Source organism: Thorsellia anophelis DSM 18579 (assembly GCF_900111395.1).
Taxonomy (GTDB): Bacteria; Pseudomonadota; Gammaproteobacteria; order Enterobacterales; family Thorselliaceae; genus Thorsellia; species Thorsellia anophelis.
This window is the reverse complement of the sequence record NZ_FOHV01000026.1, coordinates 1-21,136: the sequence shown is the minus strand read 5'-3', so window position 1 is coordinate 21,136 and position 21,136 is coordinate 1. Positions and strand designations below refer to the sequence as shown.

The window sequence follows — 21,136 nt, the reverse complement described above, 5'->3', positions numbered from 1 at the left end:
TCAAACATCCTTCTTTACATCAAGACTTGTAAGTAATTCATCACGCATCGCATCAAACTCACCATTAGCCTTTCGTACAAATATCCAAGTAAGTAATATAGAGATCAATATCATGGCAAATCCAACTGGCAATCCTATTGTGACAACACTATCACCAATCTGCTTCGCTAAAAATGCTTTATTAAATGCAATTAAACCAATAAATCCGAAATAAGTAATCAGCATGATAGTGGTAAGGATTAAAGATAAACGATTGCGTTTTTTGACCAAAGAAAGAAATAAACTATTATGCTTGATTTGTTTTACAAGAAGATCTTCTTTTATTTTGCTACTCATACAGCCTCCAATATAAAAACCATTATTGTCGATTTTTTTCATTTGAGAATTGAAAAAGGCCCTAACCATTTAATTAAATAGTGATTTTTTATCATACTGAGTTTTTTAAAATTTCGTTAAAGTTTAACTAGATTTTGCAAAGAAGATCACAAATTTAACAAGTTATTTACACTCATGCAAAATTTAAGCTTGTAGATAGAACTTAATATAATCCTATTGCATTGAATGATGTAGCATGATTGATAGTAATGAGTAAGCCAAACGAATACCCTGCATACCTTTAGGTATAAATATAAATGATTGAAAATAAATCATTATTATTTCCAATTGTGTTAAAAAGATACAGGAAGTATTTTATGGTAATATTTAATGTATTTGATTGTATTAATATTTTTACATGTGTAAGATGAATTAACGCTATATATATTTTGAGTTCCCCTTACCAAACTAAGACTCATTATATATATAGCACTAATGAATTATGCATTAGATAATCCATTCAATAATTTAGATATATAATCAACAAATTACTTGTGGCAATTTAACTATTATATTTATTCTCTGAAAACACGTTTATACTTAAACCTTCCCTATCCACATTAACTTTAAGATAAAAATGTGTGCAATTCTTATTTAAAGGTATTCCTAAAAAGTTTCAATGATTGCTAGATCATGACAGCATTAACACATATTAATATTTATACGAGATATATTTAATATTTTTAATTAATCCAAAATAATGATGTCGCCAATATTCGCTAAAGGCTGTGAAAATTTTGAACCGAAATTAATCGAATTTGATGAGTAATATCACTATGTTCATCTATTAATTATCCGCCCTAAGTGTCAATATTAAGCCTTCTTAACAGGTTCAAAGGTGCATTTTATGCCAAGCTAAAAAGAAGCTTTGGGAGGTCGTTTTTTGTCGCCTTATTATTCTGCAGAAAATTCGTGACGTGCCAATATCTATTATCAAGTAATATATAGGATAAGAAAGTACACGACAAAAAACAGCTAAATAGATTGTAATAACAATACTTATGTGAAAACAATTTAAAGATTTTGTAGGATAGCTAGTAATCCGTTGCTTTATAAGGCATGTAAATTGAAAGTAGGTTAAATTATTTTATGTCTGATAACATTTCAATTAAATGGGCTAATGGTAATCCTATAATCGCTTGATAGTTACCATTTATTGATTTTACAAATGCACCGCCTCGTCCTTGAATGCCATATGAACCTGCTTTATCTAAGGGCTCTTTAGTCGCAACATATTTAATAATTTCCTCCTCACTCAATTTCCGAAACGTAACTTCTGCTTTTATCACATCTGTGATACTTTTTGTTTCTGTCGCAACAGTTAGACCAGTCAATACCGTATGTGTACGGCCTGAAAGCTGTTTAAGCATCAATATTGCATCACTTTCATCTCGTGGTTTTTCTAATACTAGATCATCTAATACACCTATCGTATCAGCACCAATAACAATTCGTTTTCCAATTGTCATTTCGATACCGGCGATTGCTTTATCTCTTGATAAACGTTGGACATACGTTTCTGGTAATTCATTTGGGGATTTTATTTCAGGTACATTAATGTGTAAAACATCAAAAGGAATGTCAAGGCTTGATAAGAGCTCAAAACGTCTTGGAGAAGTTGACGCTAAAAATAATGTCTGTTGCATATCACTTATACCTATTCAATTAATTACCAATGATTTGACATACCCTAAAAGAGGCGACCCTATTGTGATTACCAAGCATTATATATAACAAACACCACCACAAGAATAGCGACTATGTCATTATGCCTTGTACGTCCGCTCTGAAGGACAATGATATAAGGCTTAAGTGATAAATTTTTGATTTAGGCATGTAGTCTAATCCTATTATTTAATTATAAATATCTTTTAATGCACTTTGAAATGGTTTTTTATACGATTCATTAAAAAATAAAGCCATGGCCATAATAAAGCATTTACAATAGATCTGAAGAACAACTCAGGGTGATACTCCACAGTTGAGACAATAAAAGATAACCAATAAATAAAAACTTCAACCGCAAGTGAAAGAATTAAGATAAAAAATATTTGTTGCCAAAGTGCTATGTTACGCATGAACTTATGAATAAGAACGCATACAAAGCTTAATAATCCATAGGTTAAAGCCCTTATACCAAGGGTAGAGCCTAAAAACAAATCTAAAATTAGTCCAATTAGAAAACCAATTCCGACATTAACCCTGTGTGGGGTAACAGTTACCCAATAGATTAATATAAGCTGTACCCAAGATGGTCTTAGCATATTGAGATTGCTAGGCCATGGCATGCTTTGTAAAATAAAAGCAAATAAAAAACTCAGCGTGATAATAATCCAACTATACCGTCTTAAAAATATCATTGAATGTCTACCGAGTGATTCATCTCTTCTAGGTTGGAAATAACCTTAGTATTATGTGTAAAGCGCTCGCTAGTCGCCTGCTCAACCTCACTTGGGGATAAAGGCGTATTTCTTGGAGCATCATTTCCCCAAAGCAACAGCAAATATCTCAGCCTTTGAAGTTCTGCAGTTGGTTTCGCTTTAACTACTGCATAAGCATTAGATCTATCAATGCCGACAGAAGAAACAATTGCAACTGGGTATCCCTCAGGAAATCTTCCTCCTAATCCTGAAGTCACAAGAACATCCCCTACCCGTATGTCGATATTTCTAGGTAATTGTTCAAGCTCAAGCATTTCGTTGCAGCCATTTCCAGATGCAATCACTCGGATATCATTCCTAAGTACCTGAATCGGAATTGCATGAGATGAATCGCAAATAAGCAAAACTCGACTTGAATATTTATTTACGCCAATAACTTGGCCCACAACCCCTTGATCACTTATAACGGGTTGTCCTTCAAATACATTTTGATCTGTGCCTTTATCTATGATAATTAAATTAGAATATGGATCAGTTTCAGCAGCAAGTACTTGGGTCACCATTTTTTGCTCATCTTTACGCAAAGGTGAGCCAAGAAGTTGGCGTAGCCTATTATTTTCTTGTTTGAATTGACCTAGAAGTTGCAGATCGCTTTTCTGCCTAAGGAGTAGCTCATTTAATCGCCTATTTTCTTCTATCAAAGCTGTCCTTGTTGTTAAATTTTCAGAAGCACTATCTAGAATATCTTTTGGCGTATTGGCTAAAAAATAAAAAGGACTCACTGCTGTATCAAGGTATCCTCTCACTTTAGCAAAAAAAGCAAAATGAGAGTCAGCTATAATCAGCGCAGGGGCAATAAGCAATAGGACAAAAAGTCTTAAAGGCAATGAAGGTAAACGACTAAATATTGGCTTCATAACGTATTAGATTACCATGCAAGCAAAATGAAAAATATCTTAGTCTTCACTAAATAAATCGCCACCATGCATATCAATAAGTTCTAAGGCTTTACCACCTCCACGAGCAACACAAGTTAACGGGTCTTCAGCTACAATAACAGGAATACCAGTTTCTTCAGATAATAATCTATCTAAGTTACGTAACAAAGCCCCCCCCCCTGTTAGCACCATACCATGTTCTGATATATCAGATGCTAATTCAGGCGGACATTGTTCTAATGCGGCCATAACTGCACTGACAATACCTGCTAAAGGTTCTTGTAGAGCTTCTAAAATTTCATTAGAGTTTAAAATAAACCCACGAGGTACGCCCTCAGCTAAGTTACGCCCTCTTACTTCAATTTCTAACAATTCATCGCCTGGAAAAGCTGAGCCAATTTTATGTTTAATTTTTTCAGCAGTAGACTCACCAATTAATGAACCATAGTTGCGGCGTACATAACTTATGATTGCTTCATCAAATCTATCTCCACCAATTCTTACAGATGAAGAATAAACAACGCCATTTAATGAAATAACAGCAACTTCTGTTGTACCACCACCTATATCTACAACCATCGAACCTTTTGCAGCAGACACAGGCAGTCCTGCACCAATCGCAGCCGCCATTGGTTCTTCAATTAAAAAGACTTCTCTTGCGCCAGCACTTTGAGCTGATTCTTTAATCGCTCTTCTTTCAACCTGAGTTGCACCTACAGGCACACAAACAAGTACCCTTGGGCTTGGTTTCATAAAACTATTGCTATGGACTTCTTTTATAAAATGTTGAAGCATCTGTTCAGTAACAAAAAAATCAGCAATTACACCATCTTTCATTGGGCGAATAGCTGCAATATTACCAGGCGTACGACCTAACATATCTTTTGCAGCCGCACCAACAGCAGCGACGCTTTTTGCTGTACCTACTTTATCTTGTCTGATGGCAACAACAGAAGGTTGATTTAGGATGATCCCTTGATCTCTTACATAAATTAATGTATTGGCTGTACCAAGATCGATTGAAAGGTCATTTGAAAAAAGTCCGCGAATTTTTTTAAACATATGAGGTAGTTACCTTGTTTTTACTTTTAAATTGATGATATATGAATGAGTCACAAAAATAGCGCTTTATTTTACGCTAAAAATCTTACTTTGTGCAGGTTGTGAGTCAATCTTTTTTTAACTTTACTTATTTAATTACTAGCAATTATAGCCATTTTTTACGTTTAAAGAACAAATATGGTGCAATCCCAGCAATAATCATAAGTCCTATTGCTGCTGGATATCCATAAGTCCAGTTTAATTCAGGCATAAAATCAAAGTTCATTCCATAGCTTGAAGCAACGAGTGTTGGCGGTAAGAAAATTACCGAAACAACTGAGAATATTTTAATAATACGACTTTGTTCAATATTGACAAATCCCATGGCAGCTTGCATCAAAAAGTTTACTTTTTGGAATAAAGACTCATTATACGGCAGTAATGATTCTATATCGCGTAATATTTCTCTTGCTTGTTCTAACTGTTCGCTTGGTAATCTTGCTCTCCTTACGAGAAAATTTAACGCCCTTTGGCTATCCATTAAGCAAAGCCTTACTTTCCAACCAATATCTTCAAATTCAGCTAAGAAAGAGAGCGCTTCATCTAATTCTTCACCTTGGCGTCTTTCCATAATGATACGGCTAGGGTCTTCGAGTTTACTGTAAACATATTCAATTTCGTCAGCTATTTGTTCTATTTTTGTTTCAAAAAGATCTAACATTAATTCATATGGGTTACCACTTATCATTTTTTGGCTTCTAGAGCGTAAGCGGTAAAGCCTAAATGCGGGTAGTTCATCTTCCCTTAAAGTATATAATCTGCCATCTTTGATTGTAAACGCAACTGTAGAGGTTTTCGGTCTATCATCACTGTCTTCAAAATAATAAAAAGTATGAATATGCAGACCATCTTCGTCTTCAAAGAAACGTGCTGAAGATTCAATATCTTCAAGTTCAACACGTGTTGCTAGTTCAACATCAAATTCACGCTGAATTCTCAAACGTTCAGATTTTTCTGGTTCAACCAAATCAATCCAGATAGCCTCTTTAAGTGAATTATATTCTTCGACCTCTATTTTATTGAGTCGACTATCTTCCAAAGTAAATGCATGTATCATGCTATAACCCCAATTTACTAATTCCATTTAACAAAAACTGAACAACAAATCCCATTAGTGTCTAAATTCTATCTAATTTTCTATCTAACAGCTTTAATTAATACTAGTATGCACTTACCACTCATTCACACATACTATTGAAATATTCCTATTCAAAGCTTTTATAACGTTTTAGTTATTTATTTCTGACAATATAATCCCTAATTTTAAAACCAAATAGATACAACATGCCAAAATAGCTTCCAGCGCCTAAAATAACCACCCCTAACAGTCTGATAAGCCTAACAAGCATACCACCTTGTTCCCAACTTGGTACGAAGTAAAGAGCTAGAAATAAAGTTCCAGCCATAACTAAAACTGCTAGAGCTAATTTCACCAAAAATGAATACCACCCTTTAAGTGGCGTATAAATCTTTTGTTGTTTTAGTTGCCATAATAACATATAGGCATTAAAACATGCACCTAATCCAATTGATAATGCGAGTCCTACATGTCCTAGCGGTTTAATTAGAATTAAATTTAGGCATTGCGTCAACACAATGGCAATAACAGCTATTATTAAGGGCGTTTTAATGTCCTTTCTTGCATAAAAACCTGGTGCAAGTACTTTTATCAAAATAAGTCCTAATAGCCCTAAAGAGTAAGCAATCAGAGCTTTTTGAGTCATCAATGAATCAGTTGCACTAAATGCATTATATTGAAATAGCGTGACTGTTAATGCTTCTGATAATATCCCTAATGCCACTGCTGCAGGCAGTGCAAGCAATAAACATAGCCTCAATCCCCAATCAATTAACTCATTAAATTTTCCAGGTTGATTGCCTGCTGCATGTTTCGAAAGTGACGGAAGCAAAATTGTTCCTAATGCTACGCCAAGTACCCCTGCTGGGAACTCCATTAATCTATCAGCATAGTACATCCATGAAACTGAACCTGCTGCTAAAAAGGATGCAAATATAGTATTTAAAATAAGCGAAATTTGTCCTGCTGAAACACCTATTATAGCAGGCACCATTTTCGTCAATACTAACCAAACACCTTTATGTTTTAAATTAATTCTAGGTAGTACTAGCATACCAATCTTATAGAGATAAGGCAATTGATAGCCTAACTGTAAAAACCCACCTATCACAACTGCTATTGCTAATGCGAGAATAGGAGGATTGACATATGGAGTCATAAATAAAGCACAACCGATCATGCTAAAATTTAGAAAAGTAGGAGCAAAAGCAGGAATAGAGAATCGATTCCAAGTATTAAGGATTGCACCACATAAAGATGAAAGCGAAATAAGTAATATATACGGAAATGTAATTCTCAACAATAATGTGGTCAGTTCAAATTTTTCAGTGGTATTAGCAAATCCAGGCGCAGTAATGTAAATGATAAAGGGCGCGGCTAAGATTCCTATTAATGTTATGACTGCGAGCACTAATGTTAGTAGACCTGCAATATAAGCAACAAATGTGCGGGTAGCTTCATCCCCTTCTTGTGTTTTATATTCAGCTAAAATAGGCACAAATGCTTGAGAAAATGCTCCTTCTGCAAAAATTCGTCTTAATAAGTTTGGTAATTTGAATGCAACAAAAAAAGCATCTGTTGCAATACTCACACCAAAAACACGCGCTATGATTGCATCACGAATGAATCCAAGGATGCGTGAAATAAATGTCATTGAACTCACAGCAGCAAGTGACTTAAGTAAATTGTGTTTCATTTTAAATATCTATTAGTTACATACTGAGTAAATCCAGATTATTTCAAATACTCATGTATTAAGGATAGTAAAAGTGTATTTTGATATGAGTTTATTTGATTAGCTAGCTAACCAGTCATCCCAAAAATCAATAACTGCTAAGCGTTGCTCTCTAAATAATGCGTCATCAACTATCGCCGCCCTATCTTGTAAAGATAAATGATGTATCTGGTTACGCATATCAATATATATATCACAAAGAAGTTTCTCTTGTTCTTGTGTAAGCAAGCCTGATAGTTTTAATGATTCGAAAATTCTGATGTTATCAGGCCATACTGTTAATAATTCGTGGTTTGTTGCATATTTTAGGACTAAATATTGAGCAATAAACTCTATATCAGTAATTCCTCCTCTATCATATTTTATATCAAACCCATTTGGATCAGAGGAGTTTTTTATATTGTTTAGCATTTTTTCGCGCATATTGACTATTTCTTGTCGAAGTTCAGATTCATCTCTATTTTTAGACAATATATCATGGCGAATTGTCATAAATGTATTATGTTTAACTGTAGGTGAATAGACTACTCTAGACCGTACTAGAGCTTGTAATTCATAAGTCCAAGCATCCTCATTTAAATATCGCTTAAAACTATCAAAATCATTAACTAATAATCCAGATTCTCCTTGTGGTCTTAATCTTGTATCAACTTCATATAATAACCCAATATTTGTTCTTGCACTTAATAAATGTAGAACTCTCTGTGCTAGCCTCTGGTAAAAAAGTTGATTATCAATAGAACGCTTACCTTGTGTCTGTCCAGGTAATACTTTATCAGTTAAAAAAACTAAATCTAGATCAGAACGATAACCAAGTTCCCAACCAGCAAGTTTTCCATAAGCAATAATATAAAACCCTTGAACTTGAGATTCTATCATCTCAGCATCATTTAAATAGGAAGGTAACCCATGCTTAAATACCATTGACTTCCATGCTTGTTCTACAACAGATTCAACTATTACTTCAGCAAGTTTTGTTAAATGATCGCTGACTTTCATTGTTGGTAAATGCCCTGAAATATCTGCGGCAGCTATTCTTAATTGCTGAATTTGTTTAAATTGACATAATGCATTTAGCCGTTCCTCTTCATCCTCAGTATTCGTTCTAAGTAAATATTGCCTGATTTCAGAACCATAATCATTCAATTCAAGTGGATGATAAAGTGTTTTTGCATCCAATAGCTCCCCAAGGAGATGTGGATATCTTGCCAATCTCTTTGTGATAAGAGTAGATGATTTGCATAAATTGATTAAATTATGAAGTGCTTCACCATTTTCAAGTAATAGTTGCAAATATGTCGTTCGAGTTACAATTTGTTTCAATACATGCAATATTCTTTTTAATACTTCAGTTGCTTTATCTTGCGGTAATACAGAATATAAAATTAAGGGAATAAGCCTATTTAAGACATCTCGTCCTTTAGGTCCAATGGTACGATTACTTATCTCTTGATAAAACGCGTGAAGCGTTTCAATAAGGTCAAATTCATAGTGCTCTGATAATTCGCTTAGTGCGAATGCAACAATTTTTTCTTTGATAGCCTCTATTGAATCCCCTTGTAGAATATATATCCAAATATCAGAGCAACTTTCATAAGAAAGTACGCCTTTTGCTATTTCGTTAGACTCAAATTGCAACGTATCTTGATTTATACCATGTGAGATTTGTTTCTGAGGTTCATTATTTTCGTCACCTATTAGAGCATCAAAAATTTCACGAATAAAATGCATTTTGCTCTGTAAATCTGTTAGAAATACTGACCAATCATTAAACCCCATTAGGTGCATCAGTCTAAACTGATCATTTGAATTCTCTGGTAGTTGCTGCGTTTGTTCATCGTTTAGACTCTGGATGATATTCTCAATGCGCCTATAATAAAGATAATGAGATTCAATTTGCTCTAATATATCATTTGGCAACAGTTCCAAAGTATTAATCGTTGATATCGCATTTAAAATAGAGACGGAACGTAAGTTCGGATGTCTACCACCATGAATTAACTGAAACACTTGGATAATAAACTCAACTTCACGAATTCCACCAGCGCTGAGTTTAATATCAAAAAAGTTTTCTCTGCGCCTCACTTCTCTATCAATAAGCGCTTTCATTTGCCTAAGTGAATCAATCACACTAAAATCAATATAGCGTCTATAAGTAAAAGGCCTAAGTACAGACTCTAGTTTTTGTTGATATATTACCGGAAGCTCACCTAAGACTCTGGCTTTAACCATAGCATAACGCTCCCAGTCACGCCCTTGCTCTTGATAATAATCTTCTAATGCACTAAAACTAATCACTAGTGGCCCACTGTCTCCAAGTGGCCTAAGCCTCATATCGACCCTATATACAAATCCATCTTCAGTGACAGTATCAAGTAGTCTAATCACTTTTTGCGCGACTTTTTGAAAAAATTGATTGTTATCTTTCGTGCTGCGGCGTTTTGCTAATTCCTTATTAGATTCATGAACCGTTTCACCGGATTCAGGGTAGGTAAAAATTAAATCAATATCAGAAGAAAAATTAAGCTCTCTTCCACCTAATTTGCCCATAGCTAAAATGATAAAAGGTTGGATTTGTCCAGATTGATTAGTAGGTTTACCAATTTCATTAGAAATCGTGCTATATGCCCAGTTTGCGCTGTGCAAAATCAATGCCTCTGCTAAGTTGCTTAACATCAATAAAATTTCTTTCGTATTACTCTCATATTCGTTGATATGGCATTGATAGTTTTTGGGGTTATCCTTAGTTACTTTGATCTGATGTTTTGCTATCAGCACCAACATCATGTTTCTAAATTGTCTCAAGGCCCTCATAAACACCATTTCATTTTCACATGATTGAGTTAACTCATTAAGCAAAACTCTATATTCATTGACACTGTCAGGAATGTGATTGATTGTTTTAATAGGGCTTGTTTTAAGGTGATTTCTTGCAAAATGGCTAATTATAGCCACGTCAAAAAACTCAGGATCACAACTAAAATCCATTAGGTTTGGTTGGTTAAGTAATAATTTTTCAATAACGCGCTGCTCAAACGTATAGATGTCTTTAACTTCAGTGGAGAGTTCTAAATGTTCATGTAGATTTTTCATATTTCATTCTTAGGTGATATTGCCATAAATATGGACAATTAACGAGCCATTATTTCGTATTTTAGTCTTAGCATTATCACATAAATCGAACGTATTAAAAAGGCTGATAACGCATCGATACATTAATCAGCCTTAGCTCCAATACACTTTATAAAACCATTAAAATATCAATAATTTAAATTAAACAAACAAGTATTAATGCTAAAAAACTGAGCATTAACGTTTTATCAAAGCGATGATTGTTGGATCTTGAATTTTGTCATCATTAGCAAGCAAAAGCACTTTAGACATAATCTCAGCACTACGCGGGTCATCATCTACAAATGGTAAAAAGATTTTGCCTCTATGCTGAGAATGCACTGGTAATATAGGCATCGCACTAGCTCCAACTTGATGAACCGTACCACTCCCAAGATGGATACTATATTCAGCGATTGTTCCTTTAATTTTGACATGATGCTTAAGAATTTCAACATTAGATAATTTAAATAATTGCAGTGTTTCTCGTAATATGTGGGCACGCAATTCAATAGAAGACTGACTTGCTTCAGGATCAACGCCCCCGACGTGCGCTACTGAAACGACTAAATCAATATCTCTCATTACTTCAGAAAACAAAATTGGTGTAATTGATTCTAAAGTCAGCTGTGTATGTGTTTTAAGATCATAAAAACAGATACTTTCCAAGGTAGGGGCTTCCATATCAGCAGGAGAAAACCAATCTGCAAGTGCGTATAATTTTATGCCGATTTTTGCCTTGTGAATGTTTTTTTGAAGTCCCTCTTCATAATCTAATTTCCATCCTCTACTTTTAAGCAACGCAAGCGCTTGTTTTGGATTTACTTGGTGACCTGCATAACGCAGTGCTTCTAGTGTACCATTTTTTTCATCATCCATTATCGTATAGAGTTCACGAAAGATTTGTTTAAATGGCTGAACTAGTTGATGTTTAAAACAGTGATGTTGTAGATTCTGCCAAATATTTAAGCTATGCAAATCGTAACAGTGAGCAATTCTAATATTATTTTCATTTTTATTTGAAATATTGATCTCAGCACCATCCACCTCGATTAGTTTATTCTGAGATAAAAAACCAACATAATTGTCATCGGTAATTAGGGCTAACTTAGATAGCTTTGCACCTAATACTGGATGCATTGATAACATTGTCAATTCATTAAATGAAAATCGCTCTCCATTTACCATTGCATTCTCTAGTGTTATTTTCGCACGTTTTTCTTGATTTAATAGTACTTTAAGCTTATCAAGAAGAGGTAGCACTTCTGGTGATTTTTTCAATTTTGCAGGGATTGATTTTTGTGGTTTCCCCCCTTTAAAAACATTAATGGAAGCAATACCATTTTCATCGAATGCAAGACACATATGTACATCATCTATGATAACTTGGCGTTGACTAGCTAAAATAGCTTGAACTTGCTGACTTTCCATTGCAAATGTTAAACGAATGGGATCACTAAATCCTGCATTTTGAGCAAGATTAGCCATAGCAACTTCTACAGCAACAGCCTCACTTGCTTGTTTTAGAGCACCGAATTGTCTACTTTCTTTTAAAAAAGATTGCAAAAATTCATAACGGTTTAGAATATCACGCTCTTTAGATTTTTTATCTAATTCGACTAGACCATATACTCTTAAAAATTCTTGATCTCGTTTGGCAACGATCTTCTCTGTTACTTCATCTAGAGTCAGCTGTTTTGATAATACATCCGTATAAATTCTTGCTCGCCTATGACCTATCCCTTCTGATATGTATTTTGCACTTTCATAGAGGATCTTCCATCTTGTTTCCCCTAAATTAGCATAAGCTTGAACAAACCAGTCTATATCAACCATACCTATCTTGAACTCATCGACATCAAGTTTAGAGTAACGAGCAATTTCACTCTCTAGCATGGAATTTATTGGTCTATATCCATCTGTTTTAGTATGGGCGTGAAACCACCATATACCACTTTCCAGTCCTTCCCATTCTAAATACCTGCTTATCCAATTAGCCCATTGAGGTGCATACATTGCAGTTTCAATCAGGCGTACCTCTGAAATTTTATCCGATTTAATCCCTTGAATGAATTCTTCAAAAGTATCATTTTCTGAAGGATAACAATGCTCTAGGTAATGAGAAAAAAGTGTTTGCTTATCAACAACTGCATCTTCTTGGTTAGTATATATAAAATTATTACGTTTTAGCTTAATTCGATGCATTCCCTTTAATATATCAAAAAGATAATTAGCACCGTCTATGATTTGTATATTTTTCGCAATATGAGTGACAGGCGTTGGCGCATCACCCCTTTTCAATTCAACTGATAATACTGCTCTTACAATTTCTTCAAAGAACTCTGGGATTTGTGGGCAATCAGCAATTAATTCTGCAAATAAAACGGATGTTTTGTTTTGAACTATTCTGTTTAAAAAACTTATATGACTAGCTGAAGCTAATATTTCAAATAATTCATCTCGATTGATTAGCTTATGTTGATATGCGGCTAAATAAAGTGTTACAACATCATTGCTATCAGAAAAAGGATTCATATTTATTTCTTTTGATATTGTTCCTAACCATTTTTTCAAATTAAAACTGAATTTTACTTCTTCTTTTGTAAATTGGTTTAATGGTTTAATTTGGTGCCTCAAAAATCCACCAAATTGATTAAAAAGTTCTAGATTAGCAGATGAAATGTTTACTGCATTAGAATTACTCGCAACGTCATAAATTGCTTTAATCTCTGTATATGAGGGTTGTATAAAATTAACTATCTGATAGCATTGAAAATCTTTTAAATAAGCAAATACTTTTTCACTTTGCAACGGCATAAGATGGGTAATTAGCGCAGAAATAATACAATTTAGAGGATTATTGTAATACGTATTAAGATTCTTAAAAGTCTTAATCTGACTGAGTATGTAAAATTGCTCAATATTCTTAAGTCGAGAATAAAGTGAATCAGCTAATTCACCTGCTGTCTTTATAATGCAAAGGTCAGTTAATTGTAAGCCGCTTTCATTAAACCAATCTAACCACACTTCTTTTAAAGGAAAATACTCATATTTAGCCACCCATTTTTGTTGCCAATCAAAATATTTTGAATAGGCAATTTCATTACCTAATAAAACTAATCTTTTTTCGCCACTATAAATTTGCATTTCATATTCATAGTTCATATGTGACTGATAAATTTGGTATAGTTTTTCGATTTCCGTCTGAACTTCCTTAAGTGGCTTAGTCAATCCATAAGGATAGAGTTCGATATATTTAGGAAAATCAGATGTAGGCTCGTAGAGTATTTCAACCTCTCGATTAATCTTATCAACGTCATAGAGCCCGAGCGTTTCAATTCCATTTTGTTTACTATTACTTATTGTCTCGGGGTCTTTATTTAAGAGATTTAATGATTGAACTTCTTCTGATTCAGGATGTAATTGATTAAGTGTCTCAATCCAATGTGTTAGCCTATCTTTAATTTCAACTTTGTCAAAATTATTCTTAATGAGTTCAGTTAAAGCAGATAGCTGCTGGCTATTTTTGATAGTCAGACTCGTGTCAATTAGCTCAGTTAAAAGTACGTTTGGTTGTAATGAGAAAAATTGTAGCAGTTCAGAACGAAGAGTGCTTTTTTTACGCTTAAATAATTCAAATAATTGCTTTAATTCAATAATATCAAGTTGAGTTGTTTTAAGCGCAGTGAGCCCAGTATTCATTGCATGTTCAGTTTTATCCTGAGCTGCTTTAAACGCTAAAGTACGTTTCAATTCTGACACTACAGGAAGTTCAAATTGCCCCTTAAAATGATTTTTATACTCATATTCATTCAACATACTTGTGACTAAATAATGCCGTGCACCACTATTCATTAACTCATAATTACTGATTAATTTACCTATTCTAACCTCATCATTTTCAACTAAATTATACAAAATCTGATAAAATAGACTTGGTTCAAATTCTGCTTTATCCCAGCTAAATAAAAGGCCACTAACTGCTTTTCCTTTTAATTTATTATCCATGATTTGATCATACAAATAATCAAATAGTTCCATATTGGTAGAAGCATCTGCGAAAAATAACCAATCAAGTCTATAGCATCCATCTAAAATATTCCCAATATAACCAACTTCAAGATCGTTCATTCTAGATAGTTCAGTCACGTTAACTAATCTCAAAGCTTTTGCATAAAGTGGATAAGTCAACACGTCGTTCATGACTTCTTTTAAAAATAAGCTTGCAATATATCTCTTTTGATCCGTACCTTCTTCAATATATTCTGATAAAATTGGAAGTGTATTGCTTATCTCAAATGCGCCAATTGCCCATAATGCAAGATATAATTTTAAACTGTTTTTCTCATCTGTATCTTTTAGTGTTGCATGCGCAAGCGTAATATCAGTGGTAAATGTTCGCATCCAATTTAACATATTGCTGATTGCTTTGGTTTCCTTAGGCTCAATGAATAAACCACACCAAACACACATAGCCCTAACAACTGCGGAAAATCGCTCTAATTTATGCTCATGGATAACGTTTAGAAAATAACTAATAGCGTTAGGATGACACTCATCTAATGACTCAAAAACTATTTGTCTCAGTCCCTCTTGCCTCCCAGCAACCAAGACTAATTGCTCAACTAATTTCCATGACTTAGGGCGTTCACTCAATAATAGTCCCCTTATCAAATCCACTTTTATCTTAGCGCTTGGGTGTTGATTATTTACTATTGATTCAATTAGCGGGAATAACCCTGGCATGTCCGTATCAATGCCAACTGCAATGAAATTTGCTAAAAACGAATAATTATATTGATTGGTAATCAGCTCTATTAAATCAAGCGGTTTAAATAATATCCTTTGAACTGAAGTTATTTTTTCTTGTTCGGTGTTTTTTTGAACTCGTCCTTCTAACCAATAATGATTAAGGAAACTACGCAAAAAAAGCATTTGTCGCTGTAACACCGTAAACTTATTTGATGGATTACGATACGAACGTCGTTCATAATTTAATTGATAAGGCATTTTTTGTATGCTATCAACTGCTTGAAGTAGGTGTTTTGTTATAGATTTGTCGCCTAACAGCCAAGAAAAAACTTGTTCAATATCCTCATCAGTCCAAAATTTTTCTTGCATTAAGGTATATAATTTATATTGTAAGGTGATAAAATATCGAGACTGTTTTTTATCGTATGCATAATAATGTAATGGTGTAGATAAAATAATGACAAAGATTTCAAATATCGGCTTTGGAATATCACGAAGTGGCGCCAATTCTTCTGGATAGTCAGAGGGTTCGAGTTCACCAAGCGCGATAAACAGCTCTAAATAACTTTTGATTGGTTTAGCATTTTTATCAGCAAGGTTTAACAATATTTCTTTCATCATATTCCCCAAAAAATAAAATTATTAAGCATATAAAACTCAGTACATAAATCTTAGCGCCTTAATTCAGGCACTAAAGGCACTCTTCAATGCACTACACACATTCGATTTATCTGTATATTTTACGAATTGTCTGACAAATCTATACTGTTATTTTAGATTTTTAGTTTTCCAAGCTGCCATTTGCTCTCGCAATTTATTAATTGGGAGCTCCTCCATTCCTTTGTAATAAAAACGTTGCAAATTGGGTCTTTCTAAAATGCGGCATATCTTATCTTGAGTAAATAACTCATCAAGCTCAATATCGACCCAATTTTCAAGTGTAAGTAGGGCTTCAATAAATTCATTTGTAGCATCAAATCCTGTAATTGAAATTTTCCTCAACTTTTTAAGGTGCCTCAAGTGTTCTAATCCACCTATATTTCTAGAAAATTTCAATTCCTCAAGCTCAGTTAATTGACTCATTTCAGGCACAAATTCACTTATCATCGAATTACTTTGCAAACATAATTTCTTAAGCTTTGTTGATTTGAAAATCGCCAGCGGAAATTCTAGCAACTGACAAGCTGATATATCTAACGTTTCTAGATTTGGAAACTCTCCGAGTAATTTTAGTCCTTTATTACCCTTGAGATTTAAATATCTTACAGATTCTATAGGTTCCATAATAAAATGTTCTACTTGTTGATTAGAAAGGTTTAGATTACGAATAGACAAATGAGTTAATATTTGTGGGACACTCGAAAATTGGCAATTTTGCAGGCTTAGTGTTTGCAAGTTATTTAATTTTACAAATTCATCAGGTAAAGAGCTTAAGTAGTTAGAATTTAGATCAAGAGCTTCTAAACTCACAATTTCCGTTACGACTTTAGGCAGTTCTTTATAATCACAATAATAAAGACTTAATTCCTTAAGTTCACTGAATTTTGAGAAATAGCTAGGTAGTATTGGACAATTATTACGATCAAGTATTATCTCTACCCAAGTAGAATAATCACCAACAAAGTCTGGCAGCTCCGTTAATTCAAAATTATCCAAATCTAGCTTAGTGAACCCAGTAGATTCAGCTTTAAAAAATAATTTCTCTTGTTTTGTAAGAATCGTCCCTTCTTTAATGATACTTTTTCCTAATCTCATAGCAGCTAAGATATTAGTTTCATTAAGTGAGCCATCATCTATATAATCAGATAAAAAAATACCATCTAAAGAATTATCACCTTCTTCGTTTATCATAACAGCCTGCGCATGCACTCTATTTTGAGGGTAACTAAAAGCATGATCATAAGAATAAAGAACTTTAGTTATTATTTCACCTTTTATGTCTAACATACCATGATTATAGACACCTGCAATGAATACATCCTCTGCTACAACATTGCCACGGAAAAAGCATTCACTCCCACCTATAAAGATAGATTTTGCCTTAATATCACCAAATACAATAAATAATGGCCCAAAATAAAGTTCGGCTTGAATTAATGACGTATCAACGGTTAAGCTCTTCAAAAAAATACAACCTCCAATTGAGGTTGTGAAAAATTTATCATCAATATCCAGACTGTCAAATATCATATCATCATGAAAAACAGTAATTAATTTATCTTGATAAACGTCTTCAATATAATACGGAAAAAAATCTAACGTATATTTTTCTTTTGCTTCAGACAAAGTAATTTGTTCAAACTTGTTTTGCATTGCTCATGACCTCTTAAAGAAATTTGACCTAATCAAAACTTGCTAGCACTGTTTAGTTATAACGCTGAGTAATATGTAATTTAAATCCGTTTATCAAAAGTTTTGTAGCTTATAAATTAATACTATGATGAAAAATGGTCAAAGCCAGATAATATTAGCTCATATTTGTCGCCATCATGAAAATAGCAGACTTCAGCAACATTTGATTTTTTCATATTCCCTATGCATGTAAGAGGTATATTTAATTGCTTCCCCAATATTACAATATCATCTTTTAATCCGTTATCAACCGTAAAACACAGCTGATAGTCATCGCCCCCTGATAATGCAAGGCTAAATAATTCTTCTTTAGTATGATTAATATTACGCTTTTCGTATACGCTTTTAAAAGTTTGACTAATTGGAAGTGAGTCTAAAATCACATTTGCAGATAATCCACTTGAGGCACAAATATGATTAAGATCAGATGCAAGACCATCTGATATATCTATTGCACTATTGGCTATTTCCCTTATAGCGAGCCCTAATTCAACCTGAGCCTTTGGATATAGATACGATCCCTTTAACCAATTTATCATCCAGCCTAGATCATTTGTGTGATTCTTATTTAAATTACTTGCTGTGACGTGTTCAGATTGAGGTTTAGCAATATCTATATGATGGATTGGTAAAAACGTATCCAGAATCAAATTCCTTTGTGAAACTAAATCCTGTTCGACATGATGTATGTTTATTTCATCATTCAAAACATCTGTAATCATTTTTAAACCAAGTGCACTATTACCTATAGTGCCACTTAAAAATATAGCATCTCCGTCTTTAGCATTTGATCGCTTAAGAGCTGTGTCTTTAGGTAACGTGCCTTGGACTGTCAATGTAATTGCAAGTGGCCCTTTTGTAGTATCACCACCAATAAGTTGCATATCATAAGCATCAAGTAATTTAAATAACTGCAGACTAAATCTATTTAGCCAAAGATCATCTAATCTTGGAAGCGTTAATGCTAATGAAACCCAACGAGGGGTTGCACCCATTGCGGCTAAATCACTAATTGAAACCATAAAAGCCTTATAAGCTATATCAGCAGGATCTGTATTAACTAAAAAGTGTCTATGTTCAACTAATGTATCTGTGGAAATAGCAATTAAAGTATCATTTGGAATTTCTAATAATGCACAATCATCACCAATACCTAAATTTGTGTATGGGCTATTACTTCTTTGAATGGCTGGTAAATTGAAATATTTATGAATTAAAGAGAATTCTTTAGAGTGGCTTACAAATGGAGAGCGTATTGAATTAGTCATTTTAGTAACTCATATTGCAAGAGTAAACCATCCCTTGCAATTAATTAATTCAATTAACCTTTGAAGAGATTAATTGTTTGCATGAAACTTATGATTATCAAATCATATTTTTAGATAATCTTTTTAGTCCTTAGTTGAGGTATTAATTTATCAAGAACACCATTAACAAATTTATGGCTATCTTCTGCTCCAAAAGATTTAGCCAACTCAATTGCTTCATTGACAATGACTTTAGGAGGAACATCTTGTCTATAAGCTAATTCATAAATAGCGATTCTAATAATCGTTAATTCTATATCACCCAACTCTCCAAGTTCTCTTGATAAATGTGGGTTCATAAGTTGATCAAGCGTATTTTTATTTGAACTCACTCCTGAAAGCAACTCACGAAAATACTGTAGATCTGCGCCCTTAGTATCTTGCTCAGCGATAAAATGGACTTCAACTTCATTTATTGGATTTTTGGATACTTGCCAAGAATAGAGTGCTTGAACTGCACACTCTCTTGCACGATGACGGGCATTAGGGTTCACGATTTTCCTCTCATACAGATATAATTACAGGTCAGGATTAATCTGTAATTATAACATAATTGTTCTATTTTTTTTATCTTAATCCTTTTATTTTAGAGTATATATTGAAAAAATATATTATCTATGTTTTTTTCATTTGGCGAGCGAAATATCTTAGTGCATATTAAATGTCAATGGCTTATTTTGGTTTAAATTGTTTTGCCTACAACCTTGTCAATAACTACTTTAATCTGCAAGGCAGCAGCTGAAAGCAAGAAAAAACAAAATACAAGCATTCCCCCTTGCACTGCATTAATAAAAAGAAAATGATGCAACTCGGATATTTTAATTTCAAAACGATAAGCATAATTCAATATACTCAATGTAGCGCATACTATAATTATGCAAAAAAGATAGACTACTTGCCAAGAAATAGATTTAGATTTTAGCGGATTAACTTGTTGTTTACGGTGTAAATTAACCGTTTTTATAAGCCAGTAAAGTAATAGACTTATCCCAATAACAGAACTTGAATGCTGTAATATTTTAAAAAAAGGAATCTCAATACCCTTTACTGTAAAGACATAACCAATAAAAGGCCACCAATCTCTAAAATATTTAGGATTATGTGTAAAACTGTCCCATATTATATGGCTATATATGCCAATTACTATTGCTACTACCATAAAAAATAGATTTCTAAATTTTGGAATGCCTATTTGAGGTATGAATTTTTCAAAAACTTGACTATAAATTTTTGGCAATAATTGCAGTACCCCATCTCTTAAAGTGCTAAAAATTGCAATTAAAATCAAGCAAATTGGTAGCGCTATGTATAGAGAGTGAACGAAGCTATGAGACCTTGTTGCTATATCCCATGTATTGAGATAATATCCAAAATCGGGGCTACAACTCCCAACTACTAAACCAATCGCAGGTACTTTACCGTTACAAATTCGAGCTATTGGAATTACTGCAGCGGGGTGTGAAAATGTCCAGGGCATTTGAAATTACCTTAAAAGCAATTATTAATTTATAGTCTAAGAGTTGATTTTTTACTGTTTTTATGTGCGTATAATTTAAATTATAGCATTACAGTAAAAAGAAAAACAAAAAAAATCCTCATATTTCTATGAGGATTTTTTTTGTTTAAATTTTGTTTTTAACGCTTATAAGGTATTAAAATTTTATTAATATAAGTTTGGTGCCTGGCAGTGTCCTACTCTCGCATGGGGAGACCCCACACTACCATCGGCGCTATTGCGTTTCACTTCTGAGTTCGGTATGGAGTCAGGTGGGTCCACAATGCTATTGCCGCCAAGCAATTCTGTGCGCTCTTCTTTGGAATAAGCTCTGATTAGTCACTTTTTTTAGTCTTGTTTAGTTTAGTTTAATCTAGTCTTATCATCCATTTCTAGATATCCGACTCTATCAATCACACTTCTCTCTCTACTCTTTCAAGTCACTCACCAAAACACCTTCGGTGTTGTAAGGTTAAGCCTCTCGGGTAATTAGTATGAGTTAGCTCAATAC

General features: G+C 33.5%; 13 protein-coding genes and 1 rRNA gene. All 14 read right to left on the bottom strand.

Translation table 11 applies throughout. The features are described from left to right. The 14 genes from BMW37_RS11830 to rrf all read right to left on the bottom strand — a co-directional run bounded on the left by BMW37_RS11830 (position 1) and on the right by rrf (position 20,925). Positions 1-336: a DUF485 domain-containing protein gene (locus BMW37_RS11830; RefSeq protein ID WP_093321385.1), complete on the bottom strand. Its 336-nt coding sequence runs from the start codon at positions 334-336 to the stop codon at positions 1-3. Between the two features lie 1,121 nt (positions 337-1,457). After that, positions 1,458-2,021: a Maf family protein gene (locus BMW37_RS11825; protein WP_093321381.1), complete on the bottom strand. Its 564-nt coding sequence runs from the start codon at positions 2,019-2,021 to the stop codon at positions 1,458-1,460. A 225-nt stretch (positions 2,022-2,246) separates the two neighbouring features. Then, a complete protein-coding gene (gene mreD, locus BMW37_RS11820) occupies positions 2,247-2,735 on the bottom strand; it encodes a rod shape-determining protein MreD (RefSeq protein ID WP_093321377.1) in 489 nt (162 codons plus the stop codon). Beyond that, the gene (mreC, locus tag BMW37_RS11815; RefSeq protein ID WP_093321374.1) at positions 2,732-3,673 is read right to left on the bottom strand and encodes a rod shape-determining protein MreC; all 942 of its coding nucleotides are present in this window, start codon (positions 3,671-3,673) and stop codon (positions 2,732-2,734) included. The genes mreD and mreC overlap by 4 nt, the downstream gene beginning before the upstream one ends. Positions 3,674-3,712: 39 nt before the next feature. Next, on the bottom strand, positions 3,713-4,756 hold the full coding sequence (locus BMW37_RS11810; protein ID WP_093321371.1) for a rod shape-determining protein: 1,044 nt from the start codon (positions 4,754-4,756) through the stop codon (positions 3,713-3,715). Positions 4,757-4,901: 145 nt separating this feature from the next. Further along, entirely contained in the window at positions 4,902-5,852 is a 951-nt protein-coding gene (corA, locus tag BMW37_RS11805; protein WP_093321369.1) for a magnesium/cobalt transporter CorA, read from the bottom strand. A gap of 175 nt (positions 5,853-6,027) precedes the next feature. Then, positions 6,028-7,569: a murein biosynthesis integral membrane protein MurJ gene (gene murJ / locus BMW37_RS11800; protein ID WP_093321366.1), complete on the bottom strand. Its 1,542-nt coding sequence runs from the start codon at positions 7,567-7,569 to the stop codon at positions 6,028-6,030. A gap of 99 nt (positions 7,570-7,668) precedes the next feature. Next, complete coding sequence (glnE, locus tag BMW37_RS11795) at positions 7,669-10,701, bottom strand: bifunctional [glutamate--ammonia ligase]-adenylyl-L-tyrosine phosphorylase/[glutamate--ammonia-ligase] adenylyltransferase (RefSeq protein WP_093321363.1); 3,033 nt, start codon at positions 10,699-10,701, stop codon at positions 7,669-7,671. A 216-nt stretch (positions 10,702-10,917) separates the two neighbouring features. Further along, entirely contained in the window at positions 10,918-16,089 is a 5,172-nt protein-coding gene (locus BMW37_RS11790) for a DUF4132 domain-containing protein (RefSeq protein WP_177168662.1), read from the bottom strand. A 150-nt stretch (positions 16,090-16,239) separates the two neighbouring features. Further along, a complete protein-coding gene (locus BMW37_RS11785; RefSeq protein ID WP_093321358.1) occupies positions 16,240-17,784 on the bottom strand; it encodes a leucine-rich repeat domain-containing protein in 1,545 nt (514 codons plus the stop codon). 122 nt (positions 17,785-17,906) lie between these two features. After that, entirely contained in the window at positions 17,907-19,091 is a 1,185-nt protein-coding gene (gene thiL, locus BMW37_RS11780; protein ID WP_093321355.1) for a thiamine-phosphate kinase, read from the bottom strand. 110 nt (positions 19,092-19,201) lie between these two features. Beyond that, positions 19,202-19,624 (bottom strand): transcription antitermination factor NusB, encoded by a 423-nt coding sequence (gene nusB, locus BMW37_RS11775; RefSeq protein WP_093321352.1) that lies wholly within the window; start codon positions 19,622-19,624, stop codon positions 19,202-19,204. 188 nt (positions 19,625-19,812) lie between these two features. Beyond that, positions 19,813-20,607: a DUF4184 family protein gene (locus BMW37_RS11770; protein ID WP_093321350.1), complete on the bottom strand. Its 795-nt coding sequence runs from the start codon at positions 20,605-20,607 to the stop codon at positions 19,813-19,815. Between the two features lie 202 nt (positions 20,608-20,809). Beyond that, positions 20,810-20,925: ribosomal RNA gene (rrf, locus tag BMW37_RS11765) — 5S ribosomal RNA — on the bottom strand. Between the last annotated feature and the right edge of the window lie 211 nt (positions 20,926-21,136).

What these genes read in the sequence shown, in the direction of transcription:
- BMW37_RS11830 (WP_093321385.1), bottom strand. Translation starts at nt 336, where the DNA reads ATGAGTAGCAAAATAAAAGAAGATCTTCTTGTAAAACAAATCAAGCAT.
- BMW37_RS11825 (WP_093321381.1), bottom strand. Translation starts at nt 2,021, where the DNA reads ATGCAACAGACATTATTTTTAGCGTCAACTTCTCCAAGACGTTTTGAG.
- mreD (WP_093321377.1), bottom strand. Translation starts at nt 2,735, where the DNA reads ATGATATTTTTAAGACGGTATAGTTGGATTATTATCACGCTGAGTTTT.
- mreC (WP_093321374.1), bottom strand. Translation starts at nt 3,673, where the DNA reads ATGAAGCCAATATTTAGTCGTTTACCTTCATTGCCTTTAAGACTTTTT.
- BMW37_RS11810 (WP_093321371.1), bottom strand. Translation starts at nt 4,756, where the DNA reads ATGTTTAAAAAAATTCGCGGACTTTTTTCAAATGACCTTTCAATCGAT.
- corA (WP_093321369.1), bottom strand. Translation starts at nt 5,852, where the DNA reads ATGATACATGCATTTACTTTGGAAGATAGTCGACTCAATAAAATAGAG.
- murJ (WP_093321366.1), bottom strand. Translation starts at nt 7,569, where the DNA reads ATGAAACACAATTTACTTAAGTCACTTGCTGCTGTGAGTTCAATGACA.
- glnE (WP_093321363.1), bottom strand. Translation starts at nt 10,701, where the DNA reads ATGAAAAATCTACATGAACATTTAGAACTCTCCACTGAAGTTAAAGAC.
- BMW37_RS11790 (WP_177168662.1), bottom strand. Translation starts at nt 16,089, where the DNA reads ATGAAAGAAATATTGTTAAACCTTGCTGATAAAAATGCTAAACCAATC.
- BMW37_RS11785 (WP_093321358.1), bottom strand. Translation starts at nt 17,784, where the DNA reads ATGCAAAACAAGTTTGAACAAATTACTTTGTCTGAAGCAAAAGAAAAA.
- thiL (WP_093321355.1), bottom strand. Translation starts at nt 19,091, where the DNA reads ATGACTAATTCAATACGCTCTCCATTTGTAAGCCACTCTAAAGAATTC.
- BMW37_RS11770 (WP_093321350.1), bottom strand. Translation starts at nt 20,607, where the DNA reads ATGCCCTGGACATTTTCACACCCCGCTGCAGTAATTCCAATAGCTCGA.